This is a genomic window from Citrobacter youngae (assembly GCF_003818115.1).
GTDB classification, from domain to species: Bacteria; Pseudomonadota; Gammaproteobacteria; order Enterobacterales; family Enterobacteriaceae; genus Citrobacter; species Citrobacter youngae.
In genome coordinates this window covers 128,204-154,687 of sequence record NZ_RPOI01000007.1, presented here as the reverse complement: position 1 = coordinate 154,687, position 26,484 = coordinate 128,204, and the positions used below count along the sequence as shown (strand labels likewise).

Annotated in this window: 27 protein-coding genes and 1 rRNA gene; 12 read left to right on the top strand and 16 right to left on the bottom strand. The window is 52.1% G+C overall.

The features are described 5' to 3' along the window. The first annotated feature begins 33 nt into the window (after positions 1 to 33). Positions 34 to 149 (top strand): 5S ribosomal RNA (gene rrf, locus EHN13_RS06785). Between the two features lie 254 nt (positions 150 to 403). Here rrf and EHN13_RS06780 read toward each other — a convergent pair. Next, a complete protein-coding gene (locus EHN13_RS06780) occupies positions 404 to 841 on the bottom strand; it encodes an acetyltransferase (RefSeq protein ID WP_124021097.1) in 438 nt (145 codons plus the stop codon). A 156-nt stretch (positions 842 to 997) separates the two neighbouring features. Here EHN13_RS06780 and metA point away from each other — a divergent pair, with 156 nt between their 5' ends. The 4 genes from metA to aceK all read left to right on the top strand — a co-directional run bounded on the left by metA (position 998) and on the right by aceK (position 6,983). Next, a complete protein-coding gene (metA, locus tag EHN13_RS06775) occupies positions 998 to 1,927 on the top strand; it encodes a homoserine O-acetyltransferase MetA (protein WP_003841431.1) in 930 nt (309 codons plus the stop codon). A gap of 267 nt (positions 1,928 to 2,194) precedes the next feature. Next, a complete protein-coding gene (aceB, locus tag EHN13_RS06770; protein ID WP_061067003.1) occupies positions 2,195 to 3,796 on the top strand; it encodes a malate synthase A in 1,602 nt (533 codons plus the stop codon). Positions 3,797 to 3,827: 31 nt separating this feature from the next. Beyond that, entirely contained in the window at positions 3,828 to 5,132 is a 1,305-nt protein-coding gene (gene aceA, locus EHN13_RS06765; RefSeq protein WP_003031609.1) for an isocitrate lyase, read from the top strand. A gap of 102 nt (positions 5,133 to 5,234) precedes the next feature. Beyond that, positions 5,235 to 6,983, top strand: a complete 1,749-nt coding sequence (gene aceK, locus EHN13_RS06760; protein WP_124021096.1) for a bifunctional isocitrate dehydrogenase kinase/phosphatase — start codon at positions 5,235 to 5,237, stop codon at positions 6,981 to 6,983. A gap of 21 nt (positions 6,984 to 7,004) precedes the next feature. Here aceK and iclR read toward each other — a convergent pair whose 3' ends face one another. Further along, positions 7,005 to 7,829, bottom strand: a complete 825-nt coding sequence (gene iclR / locus EHN13_RS06755) for a glyoxylate bypass operon transcriptional repressor IclR (RefSeq protein WP_003031613.1) — start codon at positions 7,827 to 7,829, stop codon at positions 7,005 to 7,007. 195 nt (positions 7,830 to 8,024) lie between these two features. On the opposite strand from iclR, the gene metH reads away from it, so the two are divergent. Both metH and EHN13_RS06745 read left to right on the top strand, forming a co-directional pair. Further along, entirely contained in the window at positions 8,025 to 11,708 is a 3,684-nt protein-coding gene (gene metH, locus EHN13_RS06750) for a methionine synthase (protein ID WP_124021095.1), read from the top strand. A gap of 136 nt (positions 11,709 to 11,844) precedes the next feature. Next, positions 11,845 to 13,476 carry a Na/Pi cotransporter family protein gene (locus EHN13_RS06745; RefSeq protein ID WP_124021094.1) on the top strand — a complete coding sequence of 544 codons (1,632 nt, stop codon included), beginning with the start codon at positions 11,845 to 11,847 and terminating at the stop codon, positions 13,474 to 13,476. 61 nt (positions 13,477 to 13,537) lie between these two features. Here the strand turns inward: EHN13_RS06745 and pepE are convergent, their stop codons facing one another. The 3 genes from pepE to EHN13_RS06730 all read right to left on the bottom strand — a co-directional run bounded on the left by pepE (position 13,538) and on the right by EHN13_RS06730 (position 14,925). Then, positions 13,538 to 14,227 carry a dipeptidase PepE gene (gene pepE / locus EHN13_RS06740; RefSeq protein WP_032942056.1) on the bottom strand — a complete coding sequence of 230 codons (690 nt, stop codon included), beginning with the start codon at positions 14,225 to 14,227 and terminating at the stop codon, positions 13,538 to 13,540. A 109-nt stretch (positions 14,228 to 14,336) separates the two neighbouring features. Next, positions 14,337 to 14,615, bottom strand: a complete 279-nt coding sequence (locus EHN13_RS06735) for an addiction module antidote protein (protein WP_124021093.1) — start codon at positions 14,613 to 14,615, stop codon at positions 14,337 to 14,339. Then, a complete protein-coding gene (locus EHN13_RS06730) occupies positions 14,608 to 14,925 on the bottom strand; it encodes a type II toxin-antitoxin system RelE/ParE family toxin (protein ID WP_124021092.1) in 318 nt (105 codons plus the stop codon). Before EHN13_RS06730 ends, EHN13_RS06735 begins: the two co-directional genes overlap by 8 nt. A gap of 388 nt (positions 14,926 to 15,313) precedes the next feature. On the opposite strand from EHN13_RS06730, the gene EHN13_RS06725 reads away from it, so the two are divergent. Together EHN13_RS06725 and EHN13_RS06720 are read left to right on the top strand one after the other, a co-directional pair. Next, entirely contained in the window at positions 15,314 to 16,054 is a 741-nt protein-coding gene (locus tag EHN13_RS06725) for a DUF2971 domain-containing protein (RefSeq protein ID WP_124021091.1), read from the top strand. Positions 16,055 to 16,268: 214 nt separating this feature from the next. Next, positions 16,269 to 16,775: an HNH endonuclease gene (locus EHN13_RS06720; RefSeq protein WP_124021090.1), complete on the top strand. Its 507-nt coding sequence runs from the start codon at positions 16,269 to 16,271 to the stop codon at positions 16,773 to 16,775. A gap of 146 nt (positions 16,776 to 16,921) precedes the next feature. Here the strand turns inward: EHN13_RS06720 and EHN13_RS06715 are convergent, their stop codons facing one another. Continuing rightward, positions 16,922 to 17,083, bottom strand: coding sequence for a hypothetical protein (locus tag EHN13_RS06715; RefSeq protein ID WP_005132808.1), 162 nt, complete (start codon positions 17,081 to 17,083; stop codon positions 16,922 to 16,924). Positions 17,084 to 17,153: 70 nt separating this feature from the next. Further along, positions 17,154 to 17,327: a hypothetical protein gene (locus EHN13_RS24010; protein ID WP_170166183.1), complete on the bottom strand. Its 174-nt coding sequence runs from the start codon at positions 17,325 to 17,327 to the stop codon at positions 17,154 to 17,156. Positions 17,328 to 17,458: 131 nt separating this feature from the next. On the opposite strand from EHN13_RS24010, the gene EHN13_RS06710 reads away from it, so the two are divergent. After that, positions 17,459 to 17,824, top strand: a complete 366-nt coding sequence (locus EHN13_RS06710) for a hypothetical protein (protein ID WP_124021089.1) — start codon at positions 17,459 to 17,461, stop codon at positions 17,822 to 17,824. Positions 17,825 to 17,919: 95 nt separating this feature from the next. Next, a complete protein-coding gene (locus EHN13_RS06705) occupies positions 17,920 to 18,213 on the top strand; it encodes a type II toxin-antitoxin system CcdA family antitoxin (protein WP_124021088.1) in 294 nt (97 codons plus the stop codon). Positions 18,214 to 18,260: 47 nt separating this feature from the next. Here the strand turns inward: EHN13_RS06705 and EHN13_RS06700 are convergent, their stop codons facing one another. The 8 genes from EHN13_RS06700 to EHN13_RS06665 form a co-directional block, all read right to left on the bottom strand. After that, positions 18,261 to 19,073, bottom strand: a complete 813-nt coding sequence (locus tag EHN13_RS06700; protein ID WP_124021087.1) for a shikimate 5-dehydrogenase — start codon at positions 19,071 to 19,073, stop codon at positions 18,261 to 18,263. Between the two features lies 1 nt (position 19,074). Beyond that, complete coding sequence (gene sorE / locus EHN13_RS06695) at positions 19,075 to 20,298, bottom strand: L-sorbose 1-phosphate reductase (protein WP_124021086.1); 1,224 nt, start codon at positions 20,296 to 20,298, stop codon at positions 19,075 to 19,077. A 68-nt stretch (positions 20,299 to 20,366) separates the two neighbouring features. Next, the gene (locus EHN13_RS06690) at positions 20,367 to 21,191 is read right to left on the bottom strand and encodes a PTS system mannose/fructose/sorbose family transporter subunit IID (RefSeq protein WP_003031641.1); all 825 of its coding nucleotides are present in this window, start codon (positions 21,189 to 21,191) and stop codon (positions 20,367 to 20,369) included. Between the two features lie 11 nt (positions 21,192 to 21,202). Next, positions 21,203 to 22,000 carry a PTS mannose/fructose/sorbose transporter subunit IIC gene (locus EHN13_RS06685; protein WP_115601162.1) on the bottom strand — a complete coding sequence of 266 codons (798 nt, stop codon included), beginning with the start codon at positions 21,998 to 22,000 and terminating at the stop codon, positions 21,203 to 21,205. Positions 22,001 to 22,065: 65 nt separating this feature from the next. Continuing rightward, a complete protein-coding gene (locus EHN13_RS06680; protein ID WP_048236368.1) occupies positions 22,066 to 22,560 on the bottom strand; it encodes a PTS sugar transporter subunit IIB in 495 nt (164 codons plus the stop codon). Next, positions 22,560 to 22,967 (bottom strand): mannose/fructose/sorbose PTS transporter subunit IIA, encoded by a 408-nt coding sequence (locus EHN13_RS06675; RefSeq protein ID WP_124021085.1) that lies wholly within the window; start codon positions 22,965 to 22,967, stop codon positions 22,560 to 22,562. The genes EHN13_RS06680 and EHN13_RS06675 overlap by 1 nt, the downstream gene beginning before the upstream one ends. A 9-nt stretch (positions 22,968 to 22,976) precedes the next feature. Further along, positions 22,977 to 23,783 carry an SDR family oxidoreductase gene (locus tag EHN13_RS06670; RefSeq protein WP_124021084.1) on the bottom strand — a complete coding sequence of 269 codons (807 nt, stop codon included), beginning with the start codon at positions 23,781 to 23,783 and terminating at the stop codon, positions 22,977 to 22,979. 70 nt (positions 23,784 to 23,853) lie between these two features. Next, positions 23,854 to 24,801, bottom strand: a complete 948-nt coding sequence (locus EHN13_RS06665) for a sugar-binding transcriptional regulator (protein WP_124021099.1) — start codon at positions 24,799 to 24,801, stop codon at positions 23,854 to 23,856. A gap of 475 nt (positions 24,802 to 25,276) precedes the next feature. Here EHN13_RS06665 and rluF point away from each other — a divergent pair, with 475 nt between their 5' ends. Next, positions 25,277 to 26,158, top strand: a complete 882-nt coding sequence (gene rluF / locus EHN13_RS06660) for a 23S rRNA pseudouridine(2604) synthase RluF (RefSeq protein WP_124021083.1) — start codon at positions 25,277 to 25,279, stop codon at positions 26,156 to 26,158. On the opposite strand, the gene EHN13_RS06655 is transcribed toward rluF, so the two are convergent. Continuing rightward, positions 26,155 to 26,427, bottom strand: coding sequence for a YjbD family protein (locus EHN13_RS06655; RefSeq protein ID WP_003031655.1), 273 nt, complete (start codon positions 26,425 to 26,427; stop codon positions 26,155 to 26,157). The genes rluF and EHN13_RS06655 overlap by 4 nt on opposite strands. Positions 26,428 to 26,484: the final 57 nt, after the last annotated feature.

The window sequence follows — 26,484 nt, the reverse complement described above, 5'->3', positions numbered from 1 at the left end:
GTTGGTAGAGCGCACCCTTGGTAAGAGAATTTGCCTGGCGGCTGTAGCGCGGTGGTCCCACCTGACCCCATGCCGAACTCAGAAGTGAAACGCCGTAGCGCCGATGGTAGTGTGGGGTCTCCCCATGCGAGAGTAGGGAACTGCCAGGCATCAAATAAAAGCGAAAGGCCCGGTCGAAAGACCGGGCCTTTTGTTTTATCTGTGGTCTGTCGGTGAGCGCTCTCCTGAGCAGGACAAATCCGCCGGGAGCGGATTTGAACGTTGCGCAGCAACGGCCCGGAGGGTGGCGGGCAGGACGCCCGCCATAAACTGCCCTGACGGATGGGCTTTTTTGCGTCTGTACGGAGAGAAAACCGCCGGATGCGGCGCAAACGCCTTATCCGGCCTGTAAAAGCTTGTCCTGCTACCCACGCTCGAGGTTGAGTAACGGGTACGGCCGTCCGAGATCGTCCACTTCTGTACGTCCTGTCACGTTAAATCCCATCTTCTTATAGAATCCAACTGCCTGCTCATTCTGTTCGTTAACGTTGGTTGTTAGCGTTAAACTCATTGATAAAGCATGTTCAATCAGTAACTTACCCACACCACTACCACGCACATCTGGATCGACAAACAACGCATCTATATGCTTATCGGTCAGAAGCATAAAGGCGACAGGCTCATCTTGTTCTGTCACTGCAACCCATAGCGGAGCTTCTGGTAAAAATGAACTTACCAGCTCTTCCAGCTCAATCCGATAATCCGCAGAGAGGAAATGGTGCGTCGCATCGACAGAACGACACCAGATAGATACGAGCTTATCACCTTCGTCCTTACGCGAACGACGAATGGTAAAGGGCATAGCATTCTCCTTTTATCTTTACTGCACTATTCTACAGCAAGGGCCGTGAAACTTTCTCAACTTGAGGATGCAGGCTCGACATTCGCATGATTCCTGGGTATCTTCAGCTGTCTGGATGTCTAAACGTTTAAACGTATGTAGTGAGGTTATCAGGTTATGCCAATTCGCGTGCAGGACGAGCTACCCGCCGTCAATTTCTTGCGTGAGGAAAACGTCTTTGTGATGACGACATCCCGCGCTTCCGGTCAGGAAATTCGACCACTGAAGGTGCTCATTCTCAACCTGATGCCCAAGAAGATTGAAACGGAAAACCAGTTCCTGCGCTTACTGTCTAACTCACCGCTACAGGTAGATGTTCAGCTATTGCGCATCGATGCCCGAGAGTCACGCAACACCCCCACGGAGCATCTGAATAACTTTTACTGTAATTTCGAGGATATCTGCGATCAGAACTTTGACGGACTGATCGTGACCGGCGCGCCGTTGGGTCTGGTTGAATTTAATGACGTGGCTTACTGGCCGCAGATTCAACAAGTGCTTGAATGGGCGAAAGATCACGTTACCTCGACGCTATTTGTTTGTTGGGCGGTACAGGCCGCGCTGAATATCCTGTACGGAATTCCCAAACAAACCCGCACGGACAAACTCTCAGGTGTTTATGAGCACCATATTCTTCACCCTCATGCGCTACTGACGCGCGGATTTGATGATGCGTTCCTGGCTCCGCATTCGCGCTATGCCGATTTTCCTGCTGCGCTTATCCGGGACTACACCGATCTCGAGATTTTTGCCGAGACAGAAGAGGGAGATGCCTACCTGTTTGCCAGCAAAGATAAACGTATTGCCTTTGTGACGGGTCATCCGGAGTATGACGCCCATACGCTCGGCAGTGAGTATTTTCGTGACGTCGAAGCGGGCTTAACGCCGGAAGTACCCTATAACTACTTCCCGAAAGATGACCCGCAAAACAAACCGCGGGCAACCTGGCGCAGCCACGGCAATCTGTTGTTTACTAACTGGCTCAACTATTACGTCTATCAGATCACGCCATATGATCTGCGTCACATGAATCCAACGCTGGATTAATCTTCTGTAGCAGACGATCCTTAAGCGTTTCAGCATGTTGAATCAGGCACCTTCGGGTGCTTTTTTATTTCCGAAACGCACCTCATCATGTAATTAAATTTTATTTATATTGTTATCAATGAGTTAATTGATATTTAAATTAAAAATGGAAATTGTTTTTGATTTTGAAATTTAAATGAGTAGTCTTAGTTGTGCTGAACGAAAACCGCACAACGATCCTTCGTTCGCATTGGGGATGTGATTGGATCAATGACGAGGAACTACGCAATGAATCAACAGGCAACGACAACCGATGAACTGGTCTTCACTAGGCCGCGTGGCGAACAGGAACAGCAGATTCTGACCGCTGAAGCGGTGGAGTTTCTGACCGAGCTGGTGACAAGATTTACGCCGAAACGCAATAAACTTCTGGCTGCACGTATCCAACAACAGCAGGATATTGATGACGGTAAGTTGCCTGATTTTATTTCGGAAACAGCTTCCATTCGTGAAGGTAACTGGAAGATTCGCGGTATTCCTGATGATTTACTGGATCGCCGCGTAGAGATCACCGGACCCGTTGAGCGCAAGATGGTCATCAACGCGCTCAACGCGAACGTCAAAGTCTTTATGGCTGATTTTGAAGATTCGCTGGCTCCTGAGTGGAGCAAAGTAATCGACGGGCAGATAAACCTGCGTGATGCGGTCAATGGCACCATTAGCTATACCAACGAAGCGGGTAAAATTTATCAGCTCAAACCTAATCCGGCTCTGTTGGTATGCCGCGTTCGTGGTCTGCATCTGCCGGAAAAACACGTTACCTGGCGTGGCGAATCCATCCCGGGCAGCCTGTTCGATTTTGCCCTCTATTTCTTCCACAACTACAAAGCGTTGCTGGCAAAAGGCAGTGGCCCTTATTTCTATCTGCCAAAAACGCAGGCCTGGCAAGAAGCGGCATGGTGGAGCGAAGTGTTCAGCTATGCGGAGGATCGTTTTAATCTGCCGCGCGGCACCATCAAAGCGACTCTGCTGATTGAAACGCTGCCGGCCGTCTTCCAGATGGACGAAATTCTGCACGCCCTGCGTGACCATATTGTGGGTCTGAACTGCGGTCGCTGGGACTACATTTTCAGCTATATCAAAACGCTGAAGAACCATCCGGATCGCGTGCTGCCGGACCGTCAGGTGGTGACGATGGATAAGCCATTCCTCAGCGCCTATTCGCGTCTGCTGATTAAAACCTGTCATAAACGTGGCGCATTCGCGATGGGCGGCATGGCAGCGTTCATTCCCAGCAAAGATGCGGAACGTAACAACCAGGTTCTGACCAAGGTAAAAGCGGACAAAGCGCTGGAAGCAAATAACGGTCATGACGGCACATGGATTGCCCATCCGGGGCTGGCAGATACCGCTATGGCGGTGTTCAACGACGTACTCGGTGAAAACAAAAATCAGCTGTTCGTGACCCGTGAAGAAGATGCCCCGATTACCGCAGAACAACTGCTGGCACCTTGTGAAGGTGAACGTACTGAAGAAGGCATGCGCGCCAACATCCGTGTGGCGGTGCAGTACATCGAAGCGTGGATCTCCGGTAACGGCTGCGTACCGATTTACGGTCTGATGGAAGATGCGGCTACCGCAGAAATCTCCCGTACCTCCATCTGGCAGTGGATCCACCACCAGAAGACGCTCAGCAACGGCAAGCCGGTTACCAAACCGCTGTTCCGTCAGATGCTGGCCGAAGAGATGCTGGTGATTCAGGACGAGCTGGGCGAACACCGCTACAGCAGCGGGCGTTTTGACGATGCCGCGCGCCTGATGGAGCAAATCACTACCTCTGATGAATTGATCGATTTCTTGACCCTGCCAGGCTACCGCCTGCTGGCGTAATCCACCACATAACAATATGGAGCATCTGCACATGAAAACCCGTACTCAACAAATCGAAGAATTACAGAAAGAATGGACTCAACCGCGCTGGGAAGGCATCACCCGTCCATATAGCGCGGAGGAAGTGGTGAAATTACGTGGCTCGGTCAACCCGGAATGCACGCTGGCTCAGCTTGGCGCGGCGAAAATGTGGCGTCTGCTGCACGGCGAATCGAAGAAAGGTTATATCAACAGCCTCGGCGCGCTGACTGGCGGTCAGGCGCTGCAGCAGGCGAAAGCAGGTATTGAAGCGGTCTACCTTTCAGGATGGCAGGTGGCGGCAGATGCCAACCTGGCCTCCAGCATGTACCCGGACCAATCACTGTATCCGGCGAACTCCGTCCCGGCGGTGGTGGATCGGATCAACAACACATTCCGTCGCGCCGATCAGATCCAATGGTCAACCGGTATTGAACCGAACGATCCGCGCTATGTCGATTACTTCCTGCCGATCGTCGCCGATGCGGAAGCGGGTTTTGGCGGCGTCCTGAACGCGTTTGAACTGATGAAATCGATGATTGAGGCTGGTGCAGCGGCCGTTCACTTCGAAGATCAGCTCGCATCGGTGAAAAAATGTGGTCACATGGGCGGCAAAGTTCTGGTGCCGACTCAGGAAGCTATTCAGAAACTGGTGGCGGCCCGTCTGGCGGCCGACGTCATGGGCGTTCCGACGCTGGTGATTGCGCGTACTGATGCTGACGCCGCTGACCTGATTACCTCTGACTGTGACCCGTACGACAGCGAGTTCATCACCGGCGAACGTACCAGTGAAGGGTTCTACCGCACCCATGCGGGCATTGAGCAGGCGATCAGCCGTGGCCTGGCGTATGCACCTTATGCGGATCTGGTGTGGTGTGAAACCTCCACGCCGGACCTCGAACTGGCGAAGCGCTTTGCCGATGCGATTCACGCGAAATTCCCTGGCAAACTGCTGGCCTACAACTGTTCGCCGTCATTTAACTGGCAGAAAAACCTGGACGACAAAACCATCGCCAGCTTCCAGCAGCAACTGTCGGATATGGGTTACAAATACCAGTTCATTACCCTGGCGGGCATCCACAGCATGTGGTTCAACATGTTCGACCTCGCGCACTCCTATGCGCAGGGTGAAGGCATGCGCCACTATGTTGAGAAGGTTCAGCAGCCAGAATTTGCGGCGGCTAAAGACGGTTACACCTTCGTGTCCCATCAGCAGGAAGTGGGTACAGGCTACTTCGACAAAGTCACTACTATCATTCAGGGCGGCGCTTCCTCGGTGACCGCGCTGACCGGCTCGACCGAAGAATCGCAGTTTTGATTAATGCCCGGTGGCGCTGCGCTTACCGGGCCTACGAAGGGATGTAGGCCGGATAAGCGAACGCGCCATCCGGCATGACGTTGTGCCGGATGGGAGAAGTCGATGACGCGTGGCCTGGAATTACTGATTGCTCAGACGATTTTGCAAGGTTTCGACGCCCAGTACGGGCGTTTTCTGGAAGTCACCTCCGGCGCGCAGCAGCGTTTTGAACATGCCGACTGGCATGCGGTTCAGCAGGCGATGAAAAGCCGTATTCACCTTTACGATCATCACGTGGGTCTGGTGGTGGAGCAGTTGCGCTGCATTACAGACGGCAAAAGTACCGACGCGGATTTTTTACTTCGCGTGAAAGAGCATTACACCCGGCTACTGCCGGATTACCCGCGCTTCGAGATTGCGGAGAGCTTTTTTAACTCCGTTTACTGTCGGTTATTTGATCACCGCTCGCTGACTCCCGAGCGGCTGTTTATTTTCAGTTCTCAGCCAGAGCGTCGTTTCCGCACGATCCCACGCCCGTTGGCGAAAGACTTTTTTCCTGATACCGGCTGGGAGTGGCTGCTGACTCGCGTCCTTAGCGATCTGCCCCTGCGTCTTCCATGGCAGAATAAACATCGTGATATTCACTACATCATCGAACACCTGACCGAAACCCTGGGAGCGGATGTGTTGCAGGGCTGCCATTTACAGGTGGCGAATGAACTGTTTTATCGTAACAAGGCCGCCTGGCTGGTCGGTAAGCTGATTACCCCTTCTGGAACGCTGCCGTTTTTACTGCCAATCCACCGGACAGACGAAGGTGAGCTGTTTGTCGATACCTGCCTGACCACGACGGCGGAGGCGAGCATTGTGTTTGGCTTTGCCCGCTCCTACTTTATGGTGTATGCCCCGCTGCCCGCGGCGTTAGTGGAGTGGCTGCGCGAGATCCTGCCCGGTAAAACCACCGCTGAATTGTATATGGCGATTGGCTGCCAGAAGCATGCAAAAACGGAAAGTTATCGGGAGTATCTGCTCTACCTGGCCAACTGTGATGAGCAGTTTATTGAAGCGCCGGGGATCCGCGGTATGGTGATGCTGGTGTTTACCCTGCCGGGCTTTGACCGGGTGTTTAAAATCATCAAAGACAAATTTGCGCCGCAGAAAGAGATGTCTGCCGCCCACGTCCGCGCCTGTTATCAACTGGTCAAAGAGCACGATCGCGTTGGGCGGATGGCTGACACCCAGGAGTTCGAGAACTTTGTGCTGGATAAACGGCAAATCGATCCGGCGCTGATGGCGCTGCTATTGCAGGAAGCCCCGGAAAAAATTACCGATCTTGGCGATCAGATTGTCATTCGCCATCTGTATATCGAACGACGGATGGTGCCGCTGAATATCTGGCTGGAGCAGGTCGAAGGTCAACAACTGCGCGATGCCATTGAAGAGTACGGCAACGCGATTCGTCAGCTGGCCGCCGCCAATATTTTCCCCGGCGATATGCTGTTTAAGAACTTCGGCGTCACCCGTCACGGGCGCGTGGTGTTCTATGACTACGACGAAATTTGCTATATGACGGAGGTGAATTTCCGCCATATCCCGCCCCCGCGTTACCCGGAAGATGAGATGAGCGCCGAGCCGTGGTACAGCGTATCGCCTGGAGATGTCTTCCCGGAAGAGTTTCGCCACTGGCTATGTGCCGACCCGCGTATCGGGCCGCTATTTGAAGAGATGCACGCTGACTTGTTCAACGCCGACTACTGGCGTGGTCTGCAAACGCGGATTAAAAACGGGCATGTGGAAGATGTTTACGCCTACCGGCGCAAACAGCGTTTCAGCGTGCGTTATGAAACCGATCGTAAGCCGGGTAAGGCGTAGCCGCCACCCGGCAATCCCATCTTAACGAAACCCGCCATACGCCAGCGTCACTTCTTTCGCCGCTTTGATCGCCATGGCGCCAAACTCGGTCACGCGATCGTCGGTAATGCGCGAAATGGGGCCGGAGATGGAAATGGCGGCAAACGGCTGGCGGTGCTCGTCATAAATGCACGATGCCACGCAGCGCAGACCCAGCGCATGTTCCTCATCATCAAAGGAATAGCCGCGCTTACGCGTCTGGGCCAAATCCTCTTTCAGATGCACCGGCGACACCAGCGTGGCGTGGGTATAAGCGTGTAGTCCTTTGCGGTGCAGCAACCCTGTCACCTGTTCTTCGCTCAGCTGGGATAAAAACGCTTTGCCCGCCCCGGAGGCGTGCATCGGCAGTTTGCCGCCGATGGGCGCAGACATGCGCATCAGTTGGGTACACTGCACCTGGTCGATAATAATCGCCTGATGATCGCTTTGATCCAGCACGGCGAGGTTGACCGTCTCACCGGAATCTTCCATCAGCTTGCGCAGGATTGGGTGGACAATCGCCAGCAGATTACGGCTTTGCAGAAAGCTGCTGCCGACGATAAACGCATGTGCGCCCACGGCCCAGTGGCCTAATTCACCCACCTGACGAACAAATCCCTGCTGCTGCATGGTGGTCAACAATCGGTGAGTCGTGGAGTTTGGCAGGCCAGCCTGCTGCGCCAGCTCGGTCAGCGCCACGCTGCCGTTGGATTCCGCAATCCACTCGAGCAGCTTCAGGCCACGCGTCAGGGACTGAACCTGCCCGGTTGCGGGCGCAGTAGTAGCGGCGGGTTTTCTACCGCGTTTCGCGGGAACGGGGGCAACCATGGCAGACTCCTTTTCTGTATCGTGGAAATCATTTTCGTTTTATTCAAATATAATGCAAGAATTCCTGTACTGATCGGATGAGTGAAGCTGAACATGTCTCATGTTGGCCGTTGTTCTCTTTTCCGCCTCTCAGGTTTGTGCCAGTATGGCCTGTTGAGTTTTTTTCGGTCTGGTTGAGCGTTGTCGGGAGCGAGTGTGAGCAGCAAAGTAGAACAATTACGTCAGCAGTTAAATGAACGTATTCTGGTGCTGGACGGCGGTATGGGCACCATGATCCAGGGATATCGTCTGAGCGAAGAGGATTTCCGCGGCGAACGCTTTGCCGAATGGCCGTGCGATCTGAAAGGCAACAACGACCTGTTGGTGCTCAGCAAACCGGAGGTGATCGCCGCGATTCACCACGCCTACTTCGAGGCGGGCGCGGACATCATCGAAACCAACACCTTTAACTCCACCACTATCGCCATGGCGGATTACCAGATGGAATCCCTGTCGGCGGAAATCAACTTTGCGGCAGCCAAACTGGCGCGTGCGGCGGCAGACGAATGGACGGCGCGCACGCCGAACAAACCGCGCTATGTCGCGGGCGTGCTTGGCCCAACCAACCGTACGGCATCTATCTCGCCCGACGTCAACGACCCGGCTTACCGCAATATTACCTTTGATCAGCTGGTGGCCGCTTACCGTGAATCCACCAAAGCGCTGGTGGAAGGTGGTAGTGACCTGATCCTGATTGAAACTGTCTTCGATACCCTCAACGCCAAAGCCGCTATTTTCGCGGTTAAAACTGAATTCGAAGCGCTGGGCGTTGAGCTGCCGATTATGCTCTCCGGCACCATCACTGACGCTTCCGGGCGTACGCTCTCCGGCCAGACCACCGAAGCATTCTACAACTCCCTGCGCCACGCCGACGCGCTGACTTTTGGTCTGAACTGTGCCTTAGGCCCGGACGAACTGCGCCAGTACGTGCAGGAACTGTCGCGTATTGCCGAATGCTACGTTACCGCACACCCGAACGCCGGGCTGCCAAACGCTTTTGGTGAGTACGATCTTGATGCCGACACCATGGCGGCGCAAATCCGTGAATGGGCCGAAGCGGGCTTCCTGAATATTGTTGGTGGCTGCTGCGGCACCACGCCGGAACACATCGCTGCCATGAGCCGCGCGGTGGATGGCTTGCCGCCACGCCGCTTGCCGGAAATCCCGGTTGCCTGCCGCCTTTCCGGCCTTGAGCCGCTGAACATCGGCGACGACAGCCTGTTTGTGAACGTCGGCGAGCGTACCAACGTTACCGGTTCGGCGAAGTTTAAGCGCCTGATCAAAGAAGAGAAATACAGCGAAGCGCTGGACGTCGCCCGCCAGCAGGTAGAAAGCGGCGCGCAGATCATCGATATCAACATGGATGAGGGGATGCTCGACGCCGAAGCGGCGATGGTTCGTTTCCTCAACCTGATTGCCGGTGAACCGGATATCGCCCGCGTGCCGATTATGATCGACTCCTCCAAATGGGAAGTAATCGAAAAAGGGCTGAAGTGCATTCAGGGTAAAGGCATCGTTAACTCCATTTCGATGAAAGAGGGGGTTGAGACCTTTATTCATCACGCGAAGCTGCTGCGTCGCTACGGTGCTGCAGTGGTGGTGATGGCCTTTGACGAGCAGGGCCAGGCCGACACCCGCGCGCGCAAAATTGAGATCTGCCGTCGGGCGTACAAGATTCTTACCGAAGAGGTGGGCTTCCCGCCGGAAGATATTATCTTTGACCCGAACATCTTTGCCGTCGCGACCGGCATTGAGGAACACAACAACTATGCGCAGGACTTTATCGGGGCCTGTGAAGACATCAAACGCGAACTGCCGCACGCGCTGATCTCCGGCGGCGTTTCTAACGTGTCATTCTCATTCCGTGGCAACGACCCGGTACGTGAAGCCATTCACGCGGTATTCCTCTACTACGCCATTCGCAACGGCATGGACATGGGGATCGTTAACGCCGGACAACTGGCAATCTATGACGACCTGCCCGCCGAGCTGCGCGATGCGGTTGAAGATGTGATCCTCAACCGCCGTGACGATGGCACCGAACGACTGCTGGAGCTTGCTGAGAAGTATCGCGGCAGTAAAACCGACGATACGGCGAATGCCCAGATGGCGGAGTGGCGCAGTTGGGACGTGAAAAAGCGCCTCGAATACTCGCTGGTGAAAGGCATTACCGAGTTTATTGAGCTGGATACCGAAGAAGCGCGCCAGCAGGCTGCGCGCCCGATCGAGGTTATTGAAGGACCGCTGATGGACGGCATGAACGTGGTTGGCGACCTGTTCGGCGAGGGCAAAATGTTCCTGCCGCAGGTGGTGAAATCCGCCCGCGTGATGAAGCAGGCGGTGGCGTACCTCGAACCGTACATTGAGGCCAGCAAAGAGAAAGGCTCCAGCAACGGCAAAATGGTCATCGCTACCGTGAAGGGCGACGTGCACGACATCGGTAAAAATATCGTCGGCGTGGTGCTGCAATGTAACAACTACGAAATCGTCGATCTTGGCGTGATGGTGCCCGCGGAGAAAATCCTCAGAACCGCGCGTGAAGTGAATGCCGATCTGATTGGCCTTTCCGGGCTGATTACCCCATCGCTGGACGAAATGGTCAACGTGGCGAAAGAGATGGAGCGTCAGGGCTTCACCATCCCACTGCTGATTGGCGGTGCGACCACCTCAAAAGCGCACACGGCGGTGAAAATTGAGCAGAACTACAGCGGCCCGACGGTGTACGTGCAGAACGCCTCGCGTACCGTTGGTGTCGTGGCTGCGCTGCTCTCTGACACCCAGCGTGATGACTTTGTCGCCCGTACGCGTAAAGAGTACGAAACCGTGCGTATCCAGCATGCGCGTAAGAAACCGCGTACTCCACCCGTAACGTTACAGGCTGCCCGCGACAACGATCTGGCCTTTGACTGGGAAAACTACACCCCGCCGGTGGCGCACCGTCTGGGCGTACAGGAAGTGGAAGCCAGCATCGAAACCCTGCGCAACTACATCGACTGGACGCCGTTCTTTATGACCTGGTCGTTGGCCGGGAAATATCCGCGAATCCTCGAAGATGAAGTAGTGGGCGAAGAGGCGAAGCGCTTGTTCAAAGATGCCAACGACATGCTGGATAAACTCAGCGCTGAGAAGACGCTGAATCCGCGTGGCGTGGTGGGTTTATTCCCGGCCAACCGCGTGGGTGACGACATCGAGATTTACCGTGACGAGACGCGTACGCACGTCATCAATGTGAGTCATCACCTGCGCCAGCAGACGGAAAAAGTCGGTTTCGCCAACTACTGCTTGTCTGACTTTGTTGCACCGAAACTGAGCGGTAAAGCGGATTACATCGGTGCTTTTGCGGTCACTGGTGGTCTGGAAGAAGACGCGCTGGCAGATGCTTTCGAAGCGCAACATGACGACTACAACAAGATCATGGTGAAAGCGATCGCTGACCGTCTGGCGGAAGCGTTCGCAGAATATCTGCATGAGCGCGTGCGTAAAGTCTACTGGGGCTATGCGGCGAATGAGAATCTCAGTAACGAGGAGCTGATCCGCGAAAACTACCAGGGGATTCGCCCGGCACCGGGCTATCCGGCTTGTCCGGAACACACCGAAAAAGCCACCATCTGGGAACTGCTGGACGTGGAGGCGCATACCGGGATGAAGCTCACCGAATCCTTCGCCATGTGGCCAGGTGCGTCGGTTTCCGGCTGGTATTTCAGTCATCCGGACAGCAAGTACTACGCTGTGGCGCAAATCCAGCGCGATCAGGTTGAAGACTATGCGTTCCGTAAAGGGATGAGCGTAGCGGAGGTTGAGCGCTGGTTAGCGCCGAATCTCGGCTACGATGCCGATTGATTCACAAAACTGTCATCTTTCTTTACAACAAACAGGGCACTCAATGAGTGCCCTGTCTCTTTATTACGTTTAAACCCTTATACTGAAAGAAGGCTTCGGCCTCAGGAACATATAACGATAAGGAGTACCTGATTCCGTGTTAACTCTGTTACACCTGCTTTCTGCCGTCGCGATGCTGGTTTGGGGGACGCATATTGTGCGTACCGGTGTGATGCGCGTCTTCGGCGCCCGCTTGCGTACCGTGCTCAGCCGTAGCGTTGAAAAGAAGCCGCTCGCCTTTTGTGCGGGTATCGGCGTGACGGCGCTGGTGCAAAGCAGCAACGCCACCACCATGCTGGTGACCTCGTTTGTTGCACAAGATCTCGTGGCGCTCACCCCTGCGCTGGTGATTGTGCTCGGTGCCGACGTGGGGACCGCGCTGATGGCGCGTATCCTGACCTTCGATCTCTCCTGGCTGTCGCCACTGCTGATTTTTATCGGCGTCATTTTCTTTCTTGGGCGCAAGCAGTCTCGTGCCGGACAGCTGGGCCGGGTAGGTATTGGTCTGGGGTTGATTTTACTGGCGCTGGAGCTGATTGTGCAGGCGGTAACGCCGATCACTCAGGCTAATGGCGTACAGGTTATTTTCGCCTCGCTCACCGGCGATATCATGCTGGATGCGCTGATTGGCGCCATGTTTGCGATTATCAGTTACTCCAGCCTGGCGGCGGTGCTGTTGACGGCCACGCTGACCGCTGCAGGCATTATCTCGTTCCCGGTGGCGCTGTGTCTGGTGATTGGCGCCAACCTCGGATCCGGCCTGTTGGCGATGCTTAACAACAGCGCCGCTAATGCCGCCGCCCGCCGAGTGGCGCTAGGTAGCCTGCTGTTTAAGCTGGTGGGTAGCCTGATTATCCTGCCGTTTGTTCATCCGCTGGCTAATCTGATGGATGAACTGCCGCTGGCGAAATCTGAACTGGTTATCTACTTCCACGTCTTCTACAACCTGGTGCGCTGCGTGGCGATGGTGCCGTTCGCCGAACCGATGGCGCGTTTTTGTAAGCGCATCATCCGCGATGAGCCAGAACTTGATGCGCATCTGAAGCCCAAACATCTGGACGTTAGCGCGCTGGATACGCCGACGCTCGCTTTGGCTAATGCCGCCCGTGAAGCTTTGCGCATAGGCGACGCGATGGAGCAGATGATGGAGGGGCTGAAGCGCGTGATGCACGGTGAGCCGCGTGAAGAGAAAGAACTGCGCAGGATGGCGGACGACATTAACGTGCTATACACGGCCATTAAGCTCTATCTGGCGCGGATGCCAAAGGATGAGCTGGCGGAAGAGGAATCACGCCGTTGGGCGGAGATTATCGAAATGTCGCTCAACCTTGAGCAGGCTTCCGATATTGTCGAACGTATGGGCAGCGAGATAGCCGATAAGTCGCTGGCCGCCCGCCGGGCATTCTCGGTAGAAGGGCTGAAAGAGCTGGATGCGCTTTACGATCAGCTGCTCAGCAATCTGCAACTGGCAATGTCGGTGTTCTTCTCAGGTGATGTGACCAGTGCCCGTCGTCTGCGCCGCAGCAAGCACCGCTTCCGTATTCTCAACCGTCGTTATTCGCATGCGCACGTTGACCGTCTGCATCAGCAGAACGTGCAGAGCATCGAGACCAGCTCGTTGCACCTGGCGCTGTTGGGCGATATGCAGCGTCTGAACTCGCTGTTTTGTTCAGTGGCTTACAGCGTGCTGGAACAGCCGGATGAAGACGATGAGCGGGATGATTATTGAGTGAGGTGAAGCGGTAGGCCGGATAAGGCGAAGCCGCATCCGGCATCAGACAATAAATCAACTAAAAGCAGTGGCCTGCTTCAACGGCAACCGCCTCTTCACCCGCTTTAAAGATATACGTGGTGTTTGGGCCGCCGAGCACAGATTGACCGTTACTCACTTTAATCCAGTTACCTTCCGGCAAGCCAATCACCGTCAGCTCCGGTGCCACAACCAGCAGTTCGCGGATACGCTGTTCACGCGTTTCGCCTTTGTGGCCTTCCGGCAGCGCGTTGGTGAAATGTGGGTTAATCTGCAGCGGGAACAGACCCAGCGCATCAAAACCTTTGGGATCGACAATCGGCATGTCGTTGGTAGTGCGGATGGTCTGGCAGGCAAGGTTGGAACCCGCGCTCCAGCCGATGTACAGCGCACCGCGTTTGACGACATCCACGATCGGCGCCAGCAACCCGCGCTCACGACTCTCTTTCAGCAACTGGAAAGTATTCCCGCCGCCGACAATCACCAGCTCGGCGTTTTCAATGGCTGCAATTGGATCGGCAACGGTATGAATACCGGTAACGTTAACGCCCATTGGCGCAAAGATGGCTGCCGTTTTCGCCGTGTACTCATCCCAGGTTTGCGTCACGCCAGCGAACGGAATAAACACCGCCGTGCGGCGACCATTCAGTTGCTCTGCGATCAGCGGCAGCGCATGTTCCATCCAGCCTTTGCCCGGCAGCGTCGAGTTACTCAATAAAAGCAGTTCCATCATTTCTCCATGTAATCAGAAAATTACAAACCGCGCTAATGCTACCACTATCAATCTAATGCCTTACTGATATGGCTCACGATGTTGGAAGGGGAGATAGAAGCTGGGACTATTTTCTAAGTGTCAATCCAATACCGAGCGCCTTCATCACCGCCAGCGTGGTTTTCAGCGTCGGGTTTCCTTTCTCACTAAACGAGCGATAGAGTTGTTCGCGGGATAATCCCGTTTCTGCCGCGATGTTCGCCATTCCCTTAGCGCGTGCCACCACGCCCAACGCTTTTGCAATGTACGTTGCATCGCCTGTTTCGAGGGCATCCGCCATAAATACAGCAATTTCTTCATCATCAACTAGCGCAGCAGCGGGATCGTACTGAGTAAGCTTATTCATGGCGGAATGTCTCCTGATAGTCCAGTGAACGGGCGAGCACTTTTGCAAGGGTGATATTGTTAGCTTGTGAGCTTTTATCGCCACCACATAGCAAAATGATGATGCGGCAGCCATGCTGTTTAAAGTAAATCCTGTAACCAGGACCGTAAGAAATGCGCATTTCGCTGATGCCTTCACCTACAGGTTTAACATCGCCAGCTAAACCATTCGCCAGTCGAAAAAGTCGTGCGGCAATGAGCGTTTTGGCCCTGCGATCCCGTAGGTTCTGCTCCCAGCGTTGGAAAACCGTGGTCTGAAGAATTTCCATGATTACGTTCCATGTATTTTATAAACTACATTGTGAATTGACAAGTTGAAAGTAGAGAATAAAAAACTGGGAGGTGAGAGGAAATGCTGGTGGGCGTAAACAGGAAAGCACCTCGCAATAATGCGTAATTTTTCAGGATGCTGTGGTTGATACGAGAAACGATAACAGGGGATAGTCGGCTTTGTGCCAGGAACGGACGTTACTAACATAATTCAAGAAGATTAAAGTACTTCGGAAACGATTTTGTTAGAATGTTTTAATTGTGTAACCAAGATACATTTTCTTATGAGGGTATATGTGTGTTTTTATCTTACAATCAGAAGGTTACAACCTGAACTTGTGATAGTAAAGTTGTATAATTAATTATATTAACATTGAAAAAATCATAGGAATGCTAGTGATAAAGCCTGAAATTACATCTTTATTCAAATACTGTTCTATCGGTAAGAATCAATTAAGCGCTCTTGCACAGCGGAAAATCTGGTACTCAAAACCGGCAGCATTTAATGATCCTTTTGACACCCAATTTTATGTGAGAGGACAAAGGCATGTGTACGAACGGGAAATGGACTCTGAAAAATTATCAGCCATTTTTGGTGAAGATATGTCAGATGTAATAGTTTCCCAAAAACGCTCTCTTGATGAACCTTTGGACAGATTTAAAAGCGGTTTAGAAAAGTTAGGTATTCTTTCACTAGCAAGCAGTAACAAAAATTTGCTGATGTGGTCGCATTATGCTTCTGAACATAAAGGTATGTGCTTAGAGTTTAAACGCATCGTCGGCACAGCCTTAGCAGATGATAAAATAACCAGGCCGATGAATTACAATGATAATTATCCATCGATACAGGCAAGTTCAATTTTAAATGAAGTCGATACATTATCTAATAAAATTAGAATATTACACACAAAATCTAAACATTGGGAGTACGAGCAGGAGTGGAGGCATGTAGTTGAGCAAGGTAATGAGTTACATCCTTGGCCCGCAGAATTAATTTCTGTCTATTTCGGCTGCAAGACGGATATATCAGATATACATTTGGTAAGAAGTATAATTACGGATCCAAATGTTAATTACCAGAAAGGAAATTTGTACAGTGATAAATTTGACATTTATTTTCAACCGATATAATTACTTAAAAACATATCTATATTAACTAATGTTAAGTATTGTAAATACCTCACGATCGATTGAATGTCTGCTGTTCGCTCAAAGTAGACCTACGATTCAGTTAGCTTCCGCTCTGCGTCAGAAGTGGACGTTACTAACAGCGTAGTGTGTTAATCTATAGGGCGCAGGTCAGCTTATCTCTCATCAACTGTTTGAATTCTTGAGGAGCAGTAATATGGCAGTAGTTCCTAGACAAAACGCACCAAGTAAAAAAATGATCTGGCAGTACTGGATTGACAATGGAATTCAAAGAGGTTTGGATGATACGCGCTATGATAATGCGTGTGATTTTAATGTATGTGTCTGCTGTGGCCGCGAATCCTCAAAATTGGAGAGGGCACATATTATCCCTCACTCACTAGGCGGAAGTAATGATGTCTCAAATTATATTCTGCTATGCAGTAAATGCCATAGAGAAAGCCCAGATATTGCTAATGAATCTGTTCTTATTGAATGGATGAATGAGCAACCTACTGAAATGGAAAGCATGTTAAGACTAATCCAGCAGGAAATGGATAAATATAATAAAGAAACTCAAATGACAGTTAATGAAATTCTTATCAAAGAAACTTTCAGTGAGTTGTTCAAAAAGGCAGGAACACATGGTGGTAGATATTCTGATGCAACCAAGGTGTATATTATTAGAGAAGCTTTAAAAAAAATATTTATTCAGACTGTTTGATGAATTAAATTACTTATAGTTATCCAGGTTAACCAGTCCATCTAATGTTAAATTTTATTTTACATTAGATTTAAATTTTCTTTTAAGGAAATGTCCGCTCCTCGCTCTGAGCAGACCTTCAGAAAAACGATATAAAGTACCGCCTCTTACACTTCAATTCCTTTCTGCTTCAGCTCTTTTCTAATCACACGTTTAATCCAGGCTGCCAACGATTCATCGCCAGCCTGCCGCTGTGCTTCTTCCATCGCTTTGCGCAGTTCCGGATCCAGACGGAATTGAAACGGGGGATTGCCTCTTCTTTCGTTCATGTGTGTTGGCACCTTGATTATACGAGATGTGTGATGACACACTACTCTTACAAGCCAGAAATACCAACTTCTAAACTTCAATCCCTTTCTGCTTCGATTCTTTCCTAATAATTCGCTTAATCCATGCGGATATTGACGCGTCACCATCCATTGAAAGCGCTTTCTGGATCCCTGCTTCCAGTTCTGGCTCGACACGTAACGCGATTTGTTTGTTACCTTTCTTTTTGAATTCTACCGTTGACATGTGTCTGACACCTGATTTACATTGATGATCGTAAGACAAGTGTAAGTCAATTGTCTTACAGAAACAACGAAGCCCGGCAGTGCGCGAACACATACCGAGCTTCTAACCACAACATTATACGAGGTAATGCTATGGCTGATGCTAATAGTACCACTAACGCCTGTTTTGCGTCTTCTTCTCTCATACCGCAAGCTGACCTGCTTTATTTTCCACTCGCCGAGGCGTTCCGCCATCTTGATTGTCGCCATCTCACCACCGAAGAAAATCTGGCGCTATCGTTTGGCTGTGAAGAGGCGCTGGCATGGTTGTACCAGACGCTGAATTTTATGGGCGAAAGCCTGCTGACTATGGCGGGTGAAGGTCAGGAACATTTTGCCTATGAGAGCATATGCCAGTTAGGACACAGTCTGGTAAATATCAGCCAGTTGATTCCCGCGCTGGCGCAGTTGGAAGCGAAAGCTGACCAGCAGCTGTTTGTCAGCGACTCCCTAAACTAATCTGGAAAGCGCCTCGCAGACATCTTCTTCGGGGCGTGACAGACCTGTGCAACCATCTTAGTGTGACATGATGATTTGCTGGCCGGGAACAGGAAATGCTCGCTTATTACGCACACCTTAGGTGTGTCATGCGTACTGCTATGGGGGTTATCATGCGCACATTGTTTAAAGTAAAAAAATCAGTCAATGTCTCTCTGGCTCCAGAGATACTGGAAGAGGCGCGCAAGCTTAAAATCAATCTGTCAGCGGTTTTAACCGAAGCCCTAATCGAAAAATTTCGTGAGAACAAACGTGAAGAATGGCTGCGGGAAAATAAAAAATCGATAGCAGCATTAAATCAATGGGTGGAAGAAAACGGTTCGTTCAGTGATTTTCAAAGGACATTTTGATTAATGTCTATTAGAGCGCCCATCCCTGGCGCTCTGTTCCTGCTTCGTTACCCCGCCCGCGCAAATTCTGCCGCTTCGGCGATTAGCGCGTCATCCGGGCGTACGCCGGTGTACATGGCGAATTGCTCTACGGCCTGTAAGGCAATCACCTCTGTGCCGCTGATGGTTTTTTTACCCAGCTGCTGCGCCAGCTTAATCACCGGTGTTTCCGACGGCAGGGCGACCACGTCAAACACCACGCTGGCGGTAGCGACCATCGCTTCGCTGTAGGCCAGTTCATCGCTCTCTTTACCGCCAGCCATGCCGACGGGCGTCACGTTGACCAGAATATCGCAGGCAATCCCTTCCGACTGGGGCTGCCACTGAAACCCATACTGCTTCGCCAGCGTCGGGCCGCTCTCGCGATTGCGCGCGGCAATGATGACATCCGTAAACCCCGCATCGCGAAACGCGGCGATAACCGCTTTACCCATTCCACCGCTGCCGCGAATCATCACGCGTGCGCTGCTATTGAGCTGGTGGCTGGCAATCAGACTTTTTACCGCAATATAGTCGGTGTTAAATCCTGTCAGCGTACCGTTGTCATTGACGATGGTATTGACGGAATCAATGACGCTTGCGGAAGGATCGATGGCATCCAGAAACGGCATGCAGCTCTCTTTGAACGGCATAGAGACCGCACAGCCGCGAATTCCGAGTGCGCGAACGCCTTTCACTGCGGCCTCAATATCCTGCGTGGTAAAGGCTTTGTAGATAAAATTCAACCCTAACTTTTCATACAGATAGTTGTGAAAGCGAGTGCCAAAGTTGCCAGGGCGACCGGCAAGCGACATGCACAACTGGGTGTCGCGGTTAATCATGTTAAATTTCCTCGGCGTGAGACAATACGTACTGTTCGGCTTCCTGCGACCAAATCCCCTCATGTCGTTCCAGGATATCGCGCAAGGCTGGATCATCAATCTGCGTGAGCGCGGTTAATGGTAAGGCTTTGCCGGTGTAAACCAGTTTTTTCCCGCCGCCGACTGTTGGCAGTTCCAGCGTGGTTTCACCTGCCGCATTTAACCCCAGAATGTGCGTCACCACTTTTGCCGCCTGAACCTTCTTCTCTTCGATAAGTTTAACCGCCGCGCGCATGTCGTCGGTATTGCCGCCAGACGTCCCAACATAATGGGTGAAGGCGTAGTGTACGTCGTAGAAGTTAATCGGCGCGCTAAACTGCTTATCCTGCGGGCCAGCAAAGAAGTTCATGCAACCATCGGCAGCCAGCAGGGAAGAGGCCAGCGTAACCAGCTGTTCGTTGGGCACAAACACAAAGATGTCATCAAACCCGTGTCCACCGCTCAGCGCCATCAAGGTGTCATAACTCGCATCCTGGGCGTGGAGATAATGGATCAACGTTTGTGGTTCTGATGGATAGTGCTTGCGGGCGTAGCTCAACTTGTCGTTATTGGTGTCGGTTACCACCAGCAGCGCCGGGTTAACCGGGCCATGCAGTGCATAGTCGATCGCCAGTAGTCCCATCGGCCCGGTGCCGCCGAGTATCAGCGTTCGCCCCTGCGGACGAATGCCCATCTTGTGGTTATAAGTGCCTTCCTGCAGGTGGTAGTTGGCGTTGAATGCGCCAATCACGCAGGATAGCGGCTCAACCAGCGAACCTTCAAAATAGGTTTCGCCTTCGTAGGCCAGCAGGCAGTCCTGCTCCATCACCTCATTGGGAATAACGACGTGGGTGGCTTCACCGCCCACCCACGGGAAGGAGTAGCCGGGACAGTCCGGGCGATCCGGCAGTTGCAGGTTAGCCTGAATGACATAGCGCTGGCCGGGCTGAAACTTATGCTGCCATTTTTTGCCTACGGCAATAATGTCGCCGCAAAACTCATGACCGATGATGATCGGGTTGGTGGCCACATCGTCCGGCACCTTTTTGTGGTTCTCGCCCTGGTTAGCCTCTTTCCAGGAAGAAAGGCACAGGCTGTCGGTTACGACTGAGGCCAGAATTTCATCGTCCTGCATTTCAGGAAGATCGAAGGTTTCCAGGCGCAGATCGCGTTTACCATAAAGACGTAAAGCTGTTGTTGTTTGCATTGTTACCACCTCTTCCTCTTTCGAGGACTATTTGTTGAAGTTGCCCCGGCATTGCCGGAGCGAAAAAATCAGGACAGGAAGCCCAGTGCGTTACCGATAATTCCCAGCGCAAACAGGGCGAAGATTAGCCATACCGGATTAATTTTCTTGTTGAGCAGACGCACCATCAGCAGCGTCAGACCCAACGCCAGCAGGCCGGGGCAGAGTTGGTCGAGAATGTTCTGCACGGTCATGGTGACGGTGGTGCCGTCTGCGCCAGGTGTTTGCGATACCACCAGCGGCACGTTGATGCTGGTCCATTTGGTGACCAATACTCCCATCACAAACAGGCCGAGAATCGATGCGCCTTCGGTCAGTTTCTGCAGCAGGTTGCCGCCCATGTCGCTGACGATGTTGACCCCTTTACGAAAGCCAAGCTGTAAGCCGTACCACTTCATTGCCAGACGTACTGCATTGAAAATAAAGAAGAACAATAGCGGGCCGAGAATGTTACCGGACAGCGCCAGCGATGCGCCGAGCGCGGCGGTAATCGGGCGCAGCGTTCCCCATACCAGCGGATCGCCGACGCCTGCCAGCGGACCCATCAGGCCGACTTTGATGCCGTTGATTGCGCCATCGTCAATTTCCGCACCGTTGGCGCGTGCTTCCTCCATTGCGGCGGTGACGCCAATCACTGGGCCGCAAACGGCAGGGGTGGTATTGAAGAACACCAGGTGGCGTTTGAGTGCGGCAACCTGATCCTCTTTTAGTGGATACAAGCGCTTGATGGCGGGGATCATGTCGTAGCAAAAGCCCAGCCCATGAATGCGTTCGAAGTTGAATGACGCCTGTTGCAGGTTGGAGCGAACAAACATGCTAAACAGGTCGGATTTGGTCAGTTTTTTCTGTTCCATGATGGGCTCCGTTAGTCTTCAAGCTGATCAAGAGCTTGAGAAGAGGGGGCTTGCGCCTGCGGTTCAGTCTTACGCCACTGTGGGTTCAGCTGGATGTAGACCAGCGCGATAATCACGCCCACGCCGCCAAAGGCCAGCAGACTTAAATCGAGGTAACCCCCGGCGATAAATCCGAGGAAGAAGAAGGGCATCAGGTACTTCACGCCCATCATGCGCAGTACCATGGCGTAACCGACGACTACGATAAATCCTCCGGCAATCTGCAGCCCACGGGTGACGAATTCCGGAATGGCATTCAGCATGTTGCTGACCATATCCGCGCTGACAAACAGCGAGACAATCAGCGCTGGAATGGCGACGCGCAGCGCCTGTACGCCCAGGGCGGAAACGTGCAGCAAATCGATGGTGCGAAAACGGGCGTCTTCGGCGGCTTTATCTGCCGCGTGCTGGAACACCACGGTGATGGTACGGGCGAATACCGTCAGTACCTGGCCTGCCGCCGCCACCGGCAGGGCGATGGCGATACCGGTAGCAATGCTTTGCTGACCGACGATAACCAGAATGGCGGAGATAATACTGGCGAGCGCCGAATCGGGAGACTGCGCTGCGCCGACGTTCATCCAGCCAAGAGCGATCAACTCCAGTGTGCCGCCGAGCATAATCCCGGTTTTTAAATCACCGAGGATCAGGCCGATAACGGTACAAGCAATTAGCGGACGGTGGGTCTGGAACTCATCCAGCACGCTGCCCATTCCGGCAATACAGGAAAATAGGAATATGGCGATAATTTGTAGGGTACTTATTTCCATAATATGTCACCTTGTGAATGTGATCATCCCTGCCTGTTAAAGCATAAGTACACAGGCATTTTTATTTATTCAGCGAACGATTGTTCTTCTATTTTTTCGAGAATATTAATAGATGGATCGGATGCGACGACGCGTAAATCCAGCGTGACACCCAGTTTATCTAACTCACGAAACGCATGAATATCGTCGTTATCTAAAGAAACGGCTTTGGTTAATTGTTTTTTACCTGGTCGCCAGGCCATGCCGCCAATATTTAACGTGGCGATTTTTACCCCTTGTTTTACCATTGCTAATGCATCTTGCGGACGAGTAAAAAGATAAAAAACGGTTTCGTTCTGATATTGCGGATTATGGTAAACCGCGACCGCCTTTTCGATATTAACGACGTTCACTTTCATTCCCGGCGGGGCGGCCTGGCGCAATAATGTGCGACGTACTTCATCGTTATAAACGTCGTCATTACAGATAATAATCCGTTGTGCATTCGCCACCTTCGACCAGACGGTGGTGACCTGACCGTGGATCAGGCGGTCATCAATACGAGCAAGGGTAATGTTCATCAGAAATCCTCTTCGGCCGTTTCCAGATGTTTCCAGACGACACAGGTTTGTTGAGCAATGGTCGTCAGGTGTTCACACAGTTCATCCACATTCATACTGCTTTGGTTGTCTACCAGCTCCAGCGCCAACGGCAGTGATAACCCGCTGATGACCCGTATCGCCGGATTGTGCATCGCCAGCGTCGCGGCGGCATTCCAGGGACTGCCACACTGCAAATCGACGGCAATCAGCCATTCATCGCCAGTGTGAATACTTACTAACTTTTTCAGCTTTTCCACGATCTCGCTGGCGTTCTCTCCGGGGACAAATGCCACGGCTTCAACATTGGCATCACCGTAGACCATCTGTACCGATTCCAGCATGGCGCAGGCCAGTTTGCCGTGAGCACAGAAGATTGCATTGACCATAAAACCTCCTTAGCCGCGCGTTTTTCCGCCCGCAATGTTAGTGGTTACTCCGGTTATGTAACTGGCGCGCTCAGACAAAAGATAACAAACAAAATCAGCGACTTCGCTTAAGCGCCCTGAGCGACCAATAGGGATTGCGTTCTTGGTGTAGCCCTCGCGCAGCTGTTCGACGGTGATGTTGCGGGTCCAGGCCAGCGCTTCTTCATACTCGGGAGTGCGCAGACCGGTTTTTTCCAGAATGCCAGGCGCAATGCCAACCACACGAATCCCGTGTTTTCCCAGCTCTTTTGACCAGGAACGGGTGAAGCTATTCAGTGCGGCCTTGGTGGCGGCATAGCAACTTTGGCCTTCTGAGCCTTCCAGTCCGCTTTCTGAAGAGACATTCACAATCACGCCGTTACGCTGTTTTACCATTTGGCGTGCTACGGCTTGCGACATTAAGAACACACCTTTCTGGTTGATATTGACCATTTTTTCAAAAGCGGCTTCATTGAGTTCATATTGCCCGGCGGGCGCTTTTTCATCGACCAGCAGCCGCGGAAAATTAACGCCTGCGTTATTCACCAAACCATCAATACGCCCATGGCGGTGGATAATTTCGGTAACGGTATGATTAACTTCTTTGGCGCTGGAAATATCTGTCGGCCAGAAATGATATCCACTATGGCCTTCATATTGACCTGCACCACCGTGAATATCCGCCATTTGCACATTCGCGCCCTGTGCCAATAACTCTTCAACAATCGCCAGGCCAATTCCGGATGCGCCGCCGGTAACAATAATGACTTTACCCTGCAGATTTAACCACGTTTGCATAATTAACTCCCAATTTCAGATAAGGGGAGTCCACATAAAATTAATTATGTCAGGACCCATTCGAATATATTTACTTCAACAATAATTCAGCGGTATGGCTGTTAGTCACTAAACCGTTAATATAATTGCCACGCAATGCGCCCAAAATTCCACTGTATTTCTCTTCACCCATTGCAATGCCAATTGAGTAGCGCGCCTGCTTTAATTTATTGGTTTCAATGGAAAGTGTTTTTTCACTCATATTGGTTTCTACCGTCACGCCGTTGATATCGTAAAAGCGCGAGCAAATGTCTCCGGCTACCTGACGGGCATGCAGGTCATCGCTCTCTTCGCTGCCGTAAAAGGCGTGCCAGTTGGCGCCATCACGTATTGCCGGAGATCCAATCCCGACCAGTGCGACGTCCAGATTATCCCAATAAGCGGAAATCGATTTGAAATGTTGGGACTGCATAATGCCATTGCGAATGAGCGGGTTCTCCAGCAGTGCCGGGAAATCGGCCAGATGCGATTCCCCCTTGAGCTTTGCCGCTGCGCCGTAGGTCAGCGTATTAACGTGGTAGCGGCTTTCAAGCTTGCCGGATGGCCCGCCAATAATCGGCACGCAGATCAGCTGACGTGACTGACTGGCAGGGGATAATCCTTCAACAAGTCCCCGCACCGCGCGGCCCCATGAGAACCCAATAATGTCGCCGGGTTCCAGTAAGCGCTCCAGCAGCTGTGCGCCGTGCACACCCATCATCGCGAGTTGTTCGTCTTCCTGTTCGCTGTCGCAGGAGACGACGACCGCCTCTTTCAGGCCAAATTTCTGTTTTAGCTGCTGTTCCAGCCACAGGTTTTCGTTGTAGTCGTAATTAATGGCGATGGTGACGATACCCTGCTCGCGTCCACGTTTTAGCAAACGGCTGATCGTGGTGCGGTAAATACCCAGCTCGCGGGCGATTTGCGCTTGTGTCATATCCTGTTCGTAATACAGCTGCGCTATCTTTACGATCAGGCGGATATCATCGCTGTTTTCCATCGCCATTTTTGAACTCCTGCACATTTGTGCAAATCACGAAATTGCCTTCTTGATCTGATATAACCCCATTCTTTCCGCAGCTCAAAGCTATTTTCACTTATTTCAACGCCCTGATCTGGCTGATTGTGCTGCACATTTGATGTGGCGATTGTGCGATGTCGGCACAGATGTGCTTGTTGCTCTAATGTATTGATTCTGCTTCGTTTCACCCAACAAAATTGCAGTGATGGATCACCGACACTTTTGTGTCTAAAGGTGTGGCAGATCACAAATAGCGCCCGGGCGTTAGAACACGATTATTTTTTATCGTCCGCAAGGTAGGGTATATTTCGCTTTTAATACACAAAAGCATTCAAGTTGTATCAAGGCGGCAAGGGAACGAATTCCTGGGAGCATAGATAACTATGTGACCAGGGTGAGTGAGGGCAGCCAACGCAGAGACGGCTTGAAGGATGAAGTGTATACAGGAGAAATTATGCTGCCCGACTCATCCATCCGATTAAATAAATACATCAGTGAAAGCGGAATCTGCTCGCGTCGCGAGGCGGATCGCTTTATCGAACAAGGGAATGTCTTCCTGAATGGTAAACGCGCCACCATTGGCGATCAGGTGATGCCTGGCGACGTCGTAAAAGTGAATGGTCGGTTGATTGAGCCGCGTGAAGCGGAAGATCTGGTTTTTATCGCGCTGAACAAGCCGGTAGGGATTGTCAGCACCACCGAAGATAGCGAACGCGACAACATTGTTGATTTCGTTAATCACAGCAAACGCGTGTTCCCCATCGGTCGTCTGGACAAAGATTCCCAGGGACTGATCTTTCTGACCAACCACGGCGACCTGGTGAATAAAATCCTGCGCGCCGGTAACGATCACGAAAAAGAGTATCTGGTGACGGTCGATAAGCCCGTAACCGACGACTTTATTCGTGGGATGGGAGCCGGTGTGCCAATCCTCGGCACCGTCACCAAGAAATGTAAGGTCAAGAAAGAAGCGCCGTTTGTGTTTCGCATCACGCTGATTCAGGGGCTGAACCGCCAGATCCGCCGTATGTGTGAGCACTTTGGTTATGAAGTGACGAAGCTTGAGCGCACACGCATCATGAACGTGAGTTTGTCCGGCCTGCCGCTGGGTGAATGGCGTGACCTGACGGATGACGAACTGATCGATCTGTTCAAGCTGATTGAGAATTCATCATCAGAAGCTAAACCGAAGGCGAAAGCGAAGCCAAAAGCTGCCACCGCAGGCATCAAGCGCCCGGTAGTGAAAATCGAAAAATCGGCGGAGAAAGAGAAATCGCGCCCGGCGGCAATCGGCAAGCGTTTTACCTCACCGGGGCGTAAGAAGAAAGGACGTTAACGTCTGCCGCGCGTTGGTGTATTCGCCGACCAGGAAAATGACGCCTCTGAATCCGGTTTATAAGCCTGCTTTTTCTTCAATTGGCGGGCTTTTTTAGCTTCTGCTTCGCGCAAGGCCATCAGTTTATCGATGTACTCTTTCTTGATGCTGTTGGTCTCAGCGTTGGTCAGCAGGCGACCATGTGCAATGCGCGCGCGGTCAAGCAGCGTTTTCAGTTCACGCTGTTCGCGCTCGGTCATCTCTTTTTGGGTAATGCGGGGGAGTGCCATACGGGTGCCCTCTGTTAGCCGATAGTCTCAGTGTACGGTAATCCTGGTCAGGCTGAT

Coding starts and splice junctions, on each gene's coding strand:
- EHN13_RS06720 (WP_124021090.1), top strand. CDS start 16,269: ATGGCAGTAGTTCCTAGACAAAACGCACCAAGTAAAAAAATGATCTGG.
- EHN13_RS06780 (WP_124021097.1), bottom strand. CDS start 841: ATGCCCTTTACCATTCGTCGTTCGCGTAAGGACGAAGGTGATAAGCTC.
- EHN13_RS06700 (WP_124021087.1), bottom strand. CDS start 19,073: ATGATTAACCGCGACACCCAGTTGTGCATGTCGCTTGCCGGTCGCCCT.
- sorE (WP_124021086.1), bottom strand. CDS start 20,298: ATGCAAACAACAACAGCTTTACGTCTTTATGGTAAACGCGATCTGCGC.
- EHN13_RS06680 (WP_048236368.1), bottom strand. CDS start 22,560: ATGAACATTACCCTTGCTCGTATTGATGACCGCCTGATCCACGGTCAG.
- rluF (WP_124021083.1), top strand. CDS start 25,277: ATGCTGCCCGACTCATCCATCCGATTAAATAAATACATCAGTGAAAGC.
- aceB (WP_061067003.1), top strand. CDS start 2,195: ATGAATCAACAGGCAACGACAACCGATGAACTGGTCTTCACTAGGCCG.
- EHN13_RS06685 (WP_115601162.1), bottom strand. CDS start 22,000: ATGGAAATAAGTACCCTACAAATTATCGCCATATTCCTATTTTCCTGT.
- EHN13_RS06725 (WP_124021091.1), top strand. CDS start 15,314: ATGCTAGTGATAAAGCCTGAAATTACATCTTTATTCAAATACTGTTCT.
- EHN13_RS06735 (WP_124021093.1), bottom strand. CDS start 14,615: ATGAATAAGCTTACTCAGTACGATCCCGCTGCTGCGCTAGTTGATGAT.
- EHN13_RS06710 (WP_124021089.1), top strand. CDS start 17,459: ATGGCTGATGCTAATAGTACCACTAACGCCTGTTTTGCGTCTTCTTCT.
- aceK (WP_124021096.1), top strand. CDS start 5,235: ATGACGCGTGGCCTGGAATTACTGATTGCTCAGACGATTTTGCAAGGT.
- EHN13_RS06715 (WP_005132808.1), bottom strand. CDS start 17,083: ATGAACGAAAGAAGAGGCAATCCCCCGTTTCAATTCCGTCTGGATCCG.
- EHN13_RS06665 (WP_124021099.1), bottom strand. CDS start 24,801: ATGGAAAACAGCGATGATATCCGCCTGATCGTAAAGATAGCGCAGCTG.
- EHN13_RS06690 (WP_003031641.1), bottom strand. CDS start 21,191: ATGGAACAGAAAAAACTGACCAAATCCGACCTGTTTAGCATGTTTGTT.
- EHN13_RS24010 (WP_170166183.1), bottom strand. CDS start 17,327: ATGTCAACGGTAGAATTCAAAAAGAAAGGTAACAAACAAATCGCGTTA.
- EHN13_RS06655 (WP_003031655.1), bottom strand. CDS start 26,427: ATGGCACTCCCCCGCATTACCCAAAAAGAGATGACCGAGCGCGAACAG.
- iclR (WP_003031613.1), bottom strand. CDS start 7,829: ATGGTTGCCCCCGTTCCCGCGAAACGCGGTAGAAAACCCGCCGCTACT.
- EHN13_RS06705 (WP_124021088.1), top strand. CDS start 17,920: ATGCTCGCTTATTACGCACACCTTAGGTGTGTCATGCGTACTGCTATG.
- metA (WP_003841431.1), top strand. CDS start 998: ATGCCAATTCGCGTGCAGGACGAGCTACCCGCCGTCAATTTCTTGCGT.
- EHN13_RS06670 (WP_124021084.1), bottom strand. CDS start 23,783: ATGCAAACGTGGTTAAATCTGCAGGGTAAAGTCATTATTGTTACCGGC.
- EHN13_RS06675 (WP_124021085.1), bottom strand. CDS start 22,967: ATGGTCAATGCAATCTTCTGTGCTCACGGCAAACTGGCCTGCGCCATG.
- aceA (WP_003031609.1), top strand. CDS start 3,828: ATGAAAACCCGTACTCAACAAATCGAAGAATTACAGAAAGAATGGACT.
- pepE (WP_032942056.1), bottom strand. CDS start 14,227: ATGGAACTGCTTTTATTGAGTAACTCGACGCTGCCGGGCAAAGGCTGG.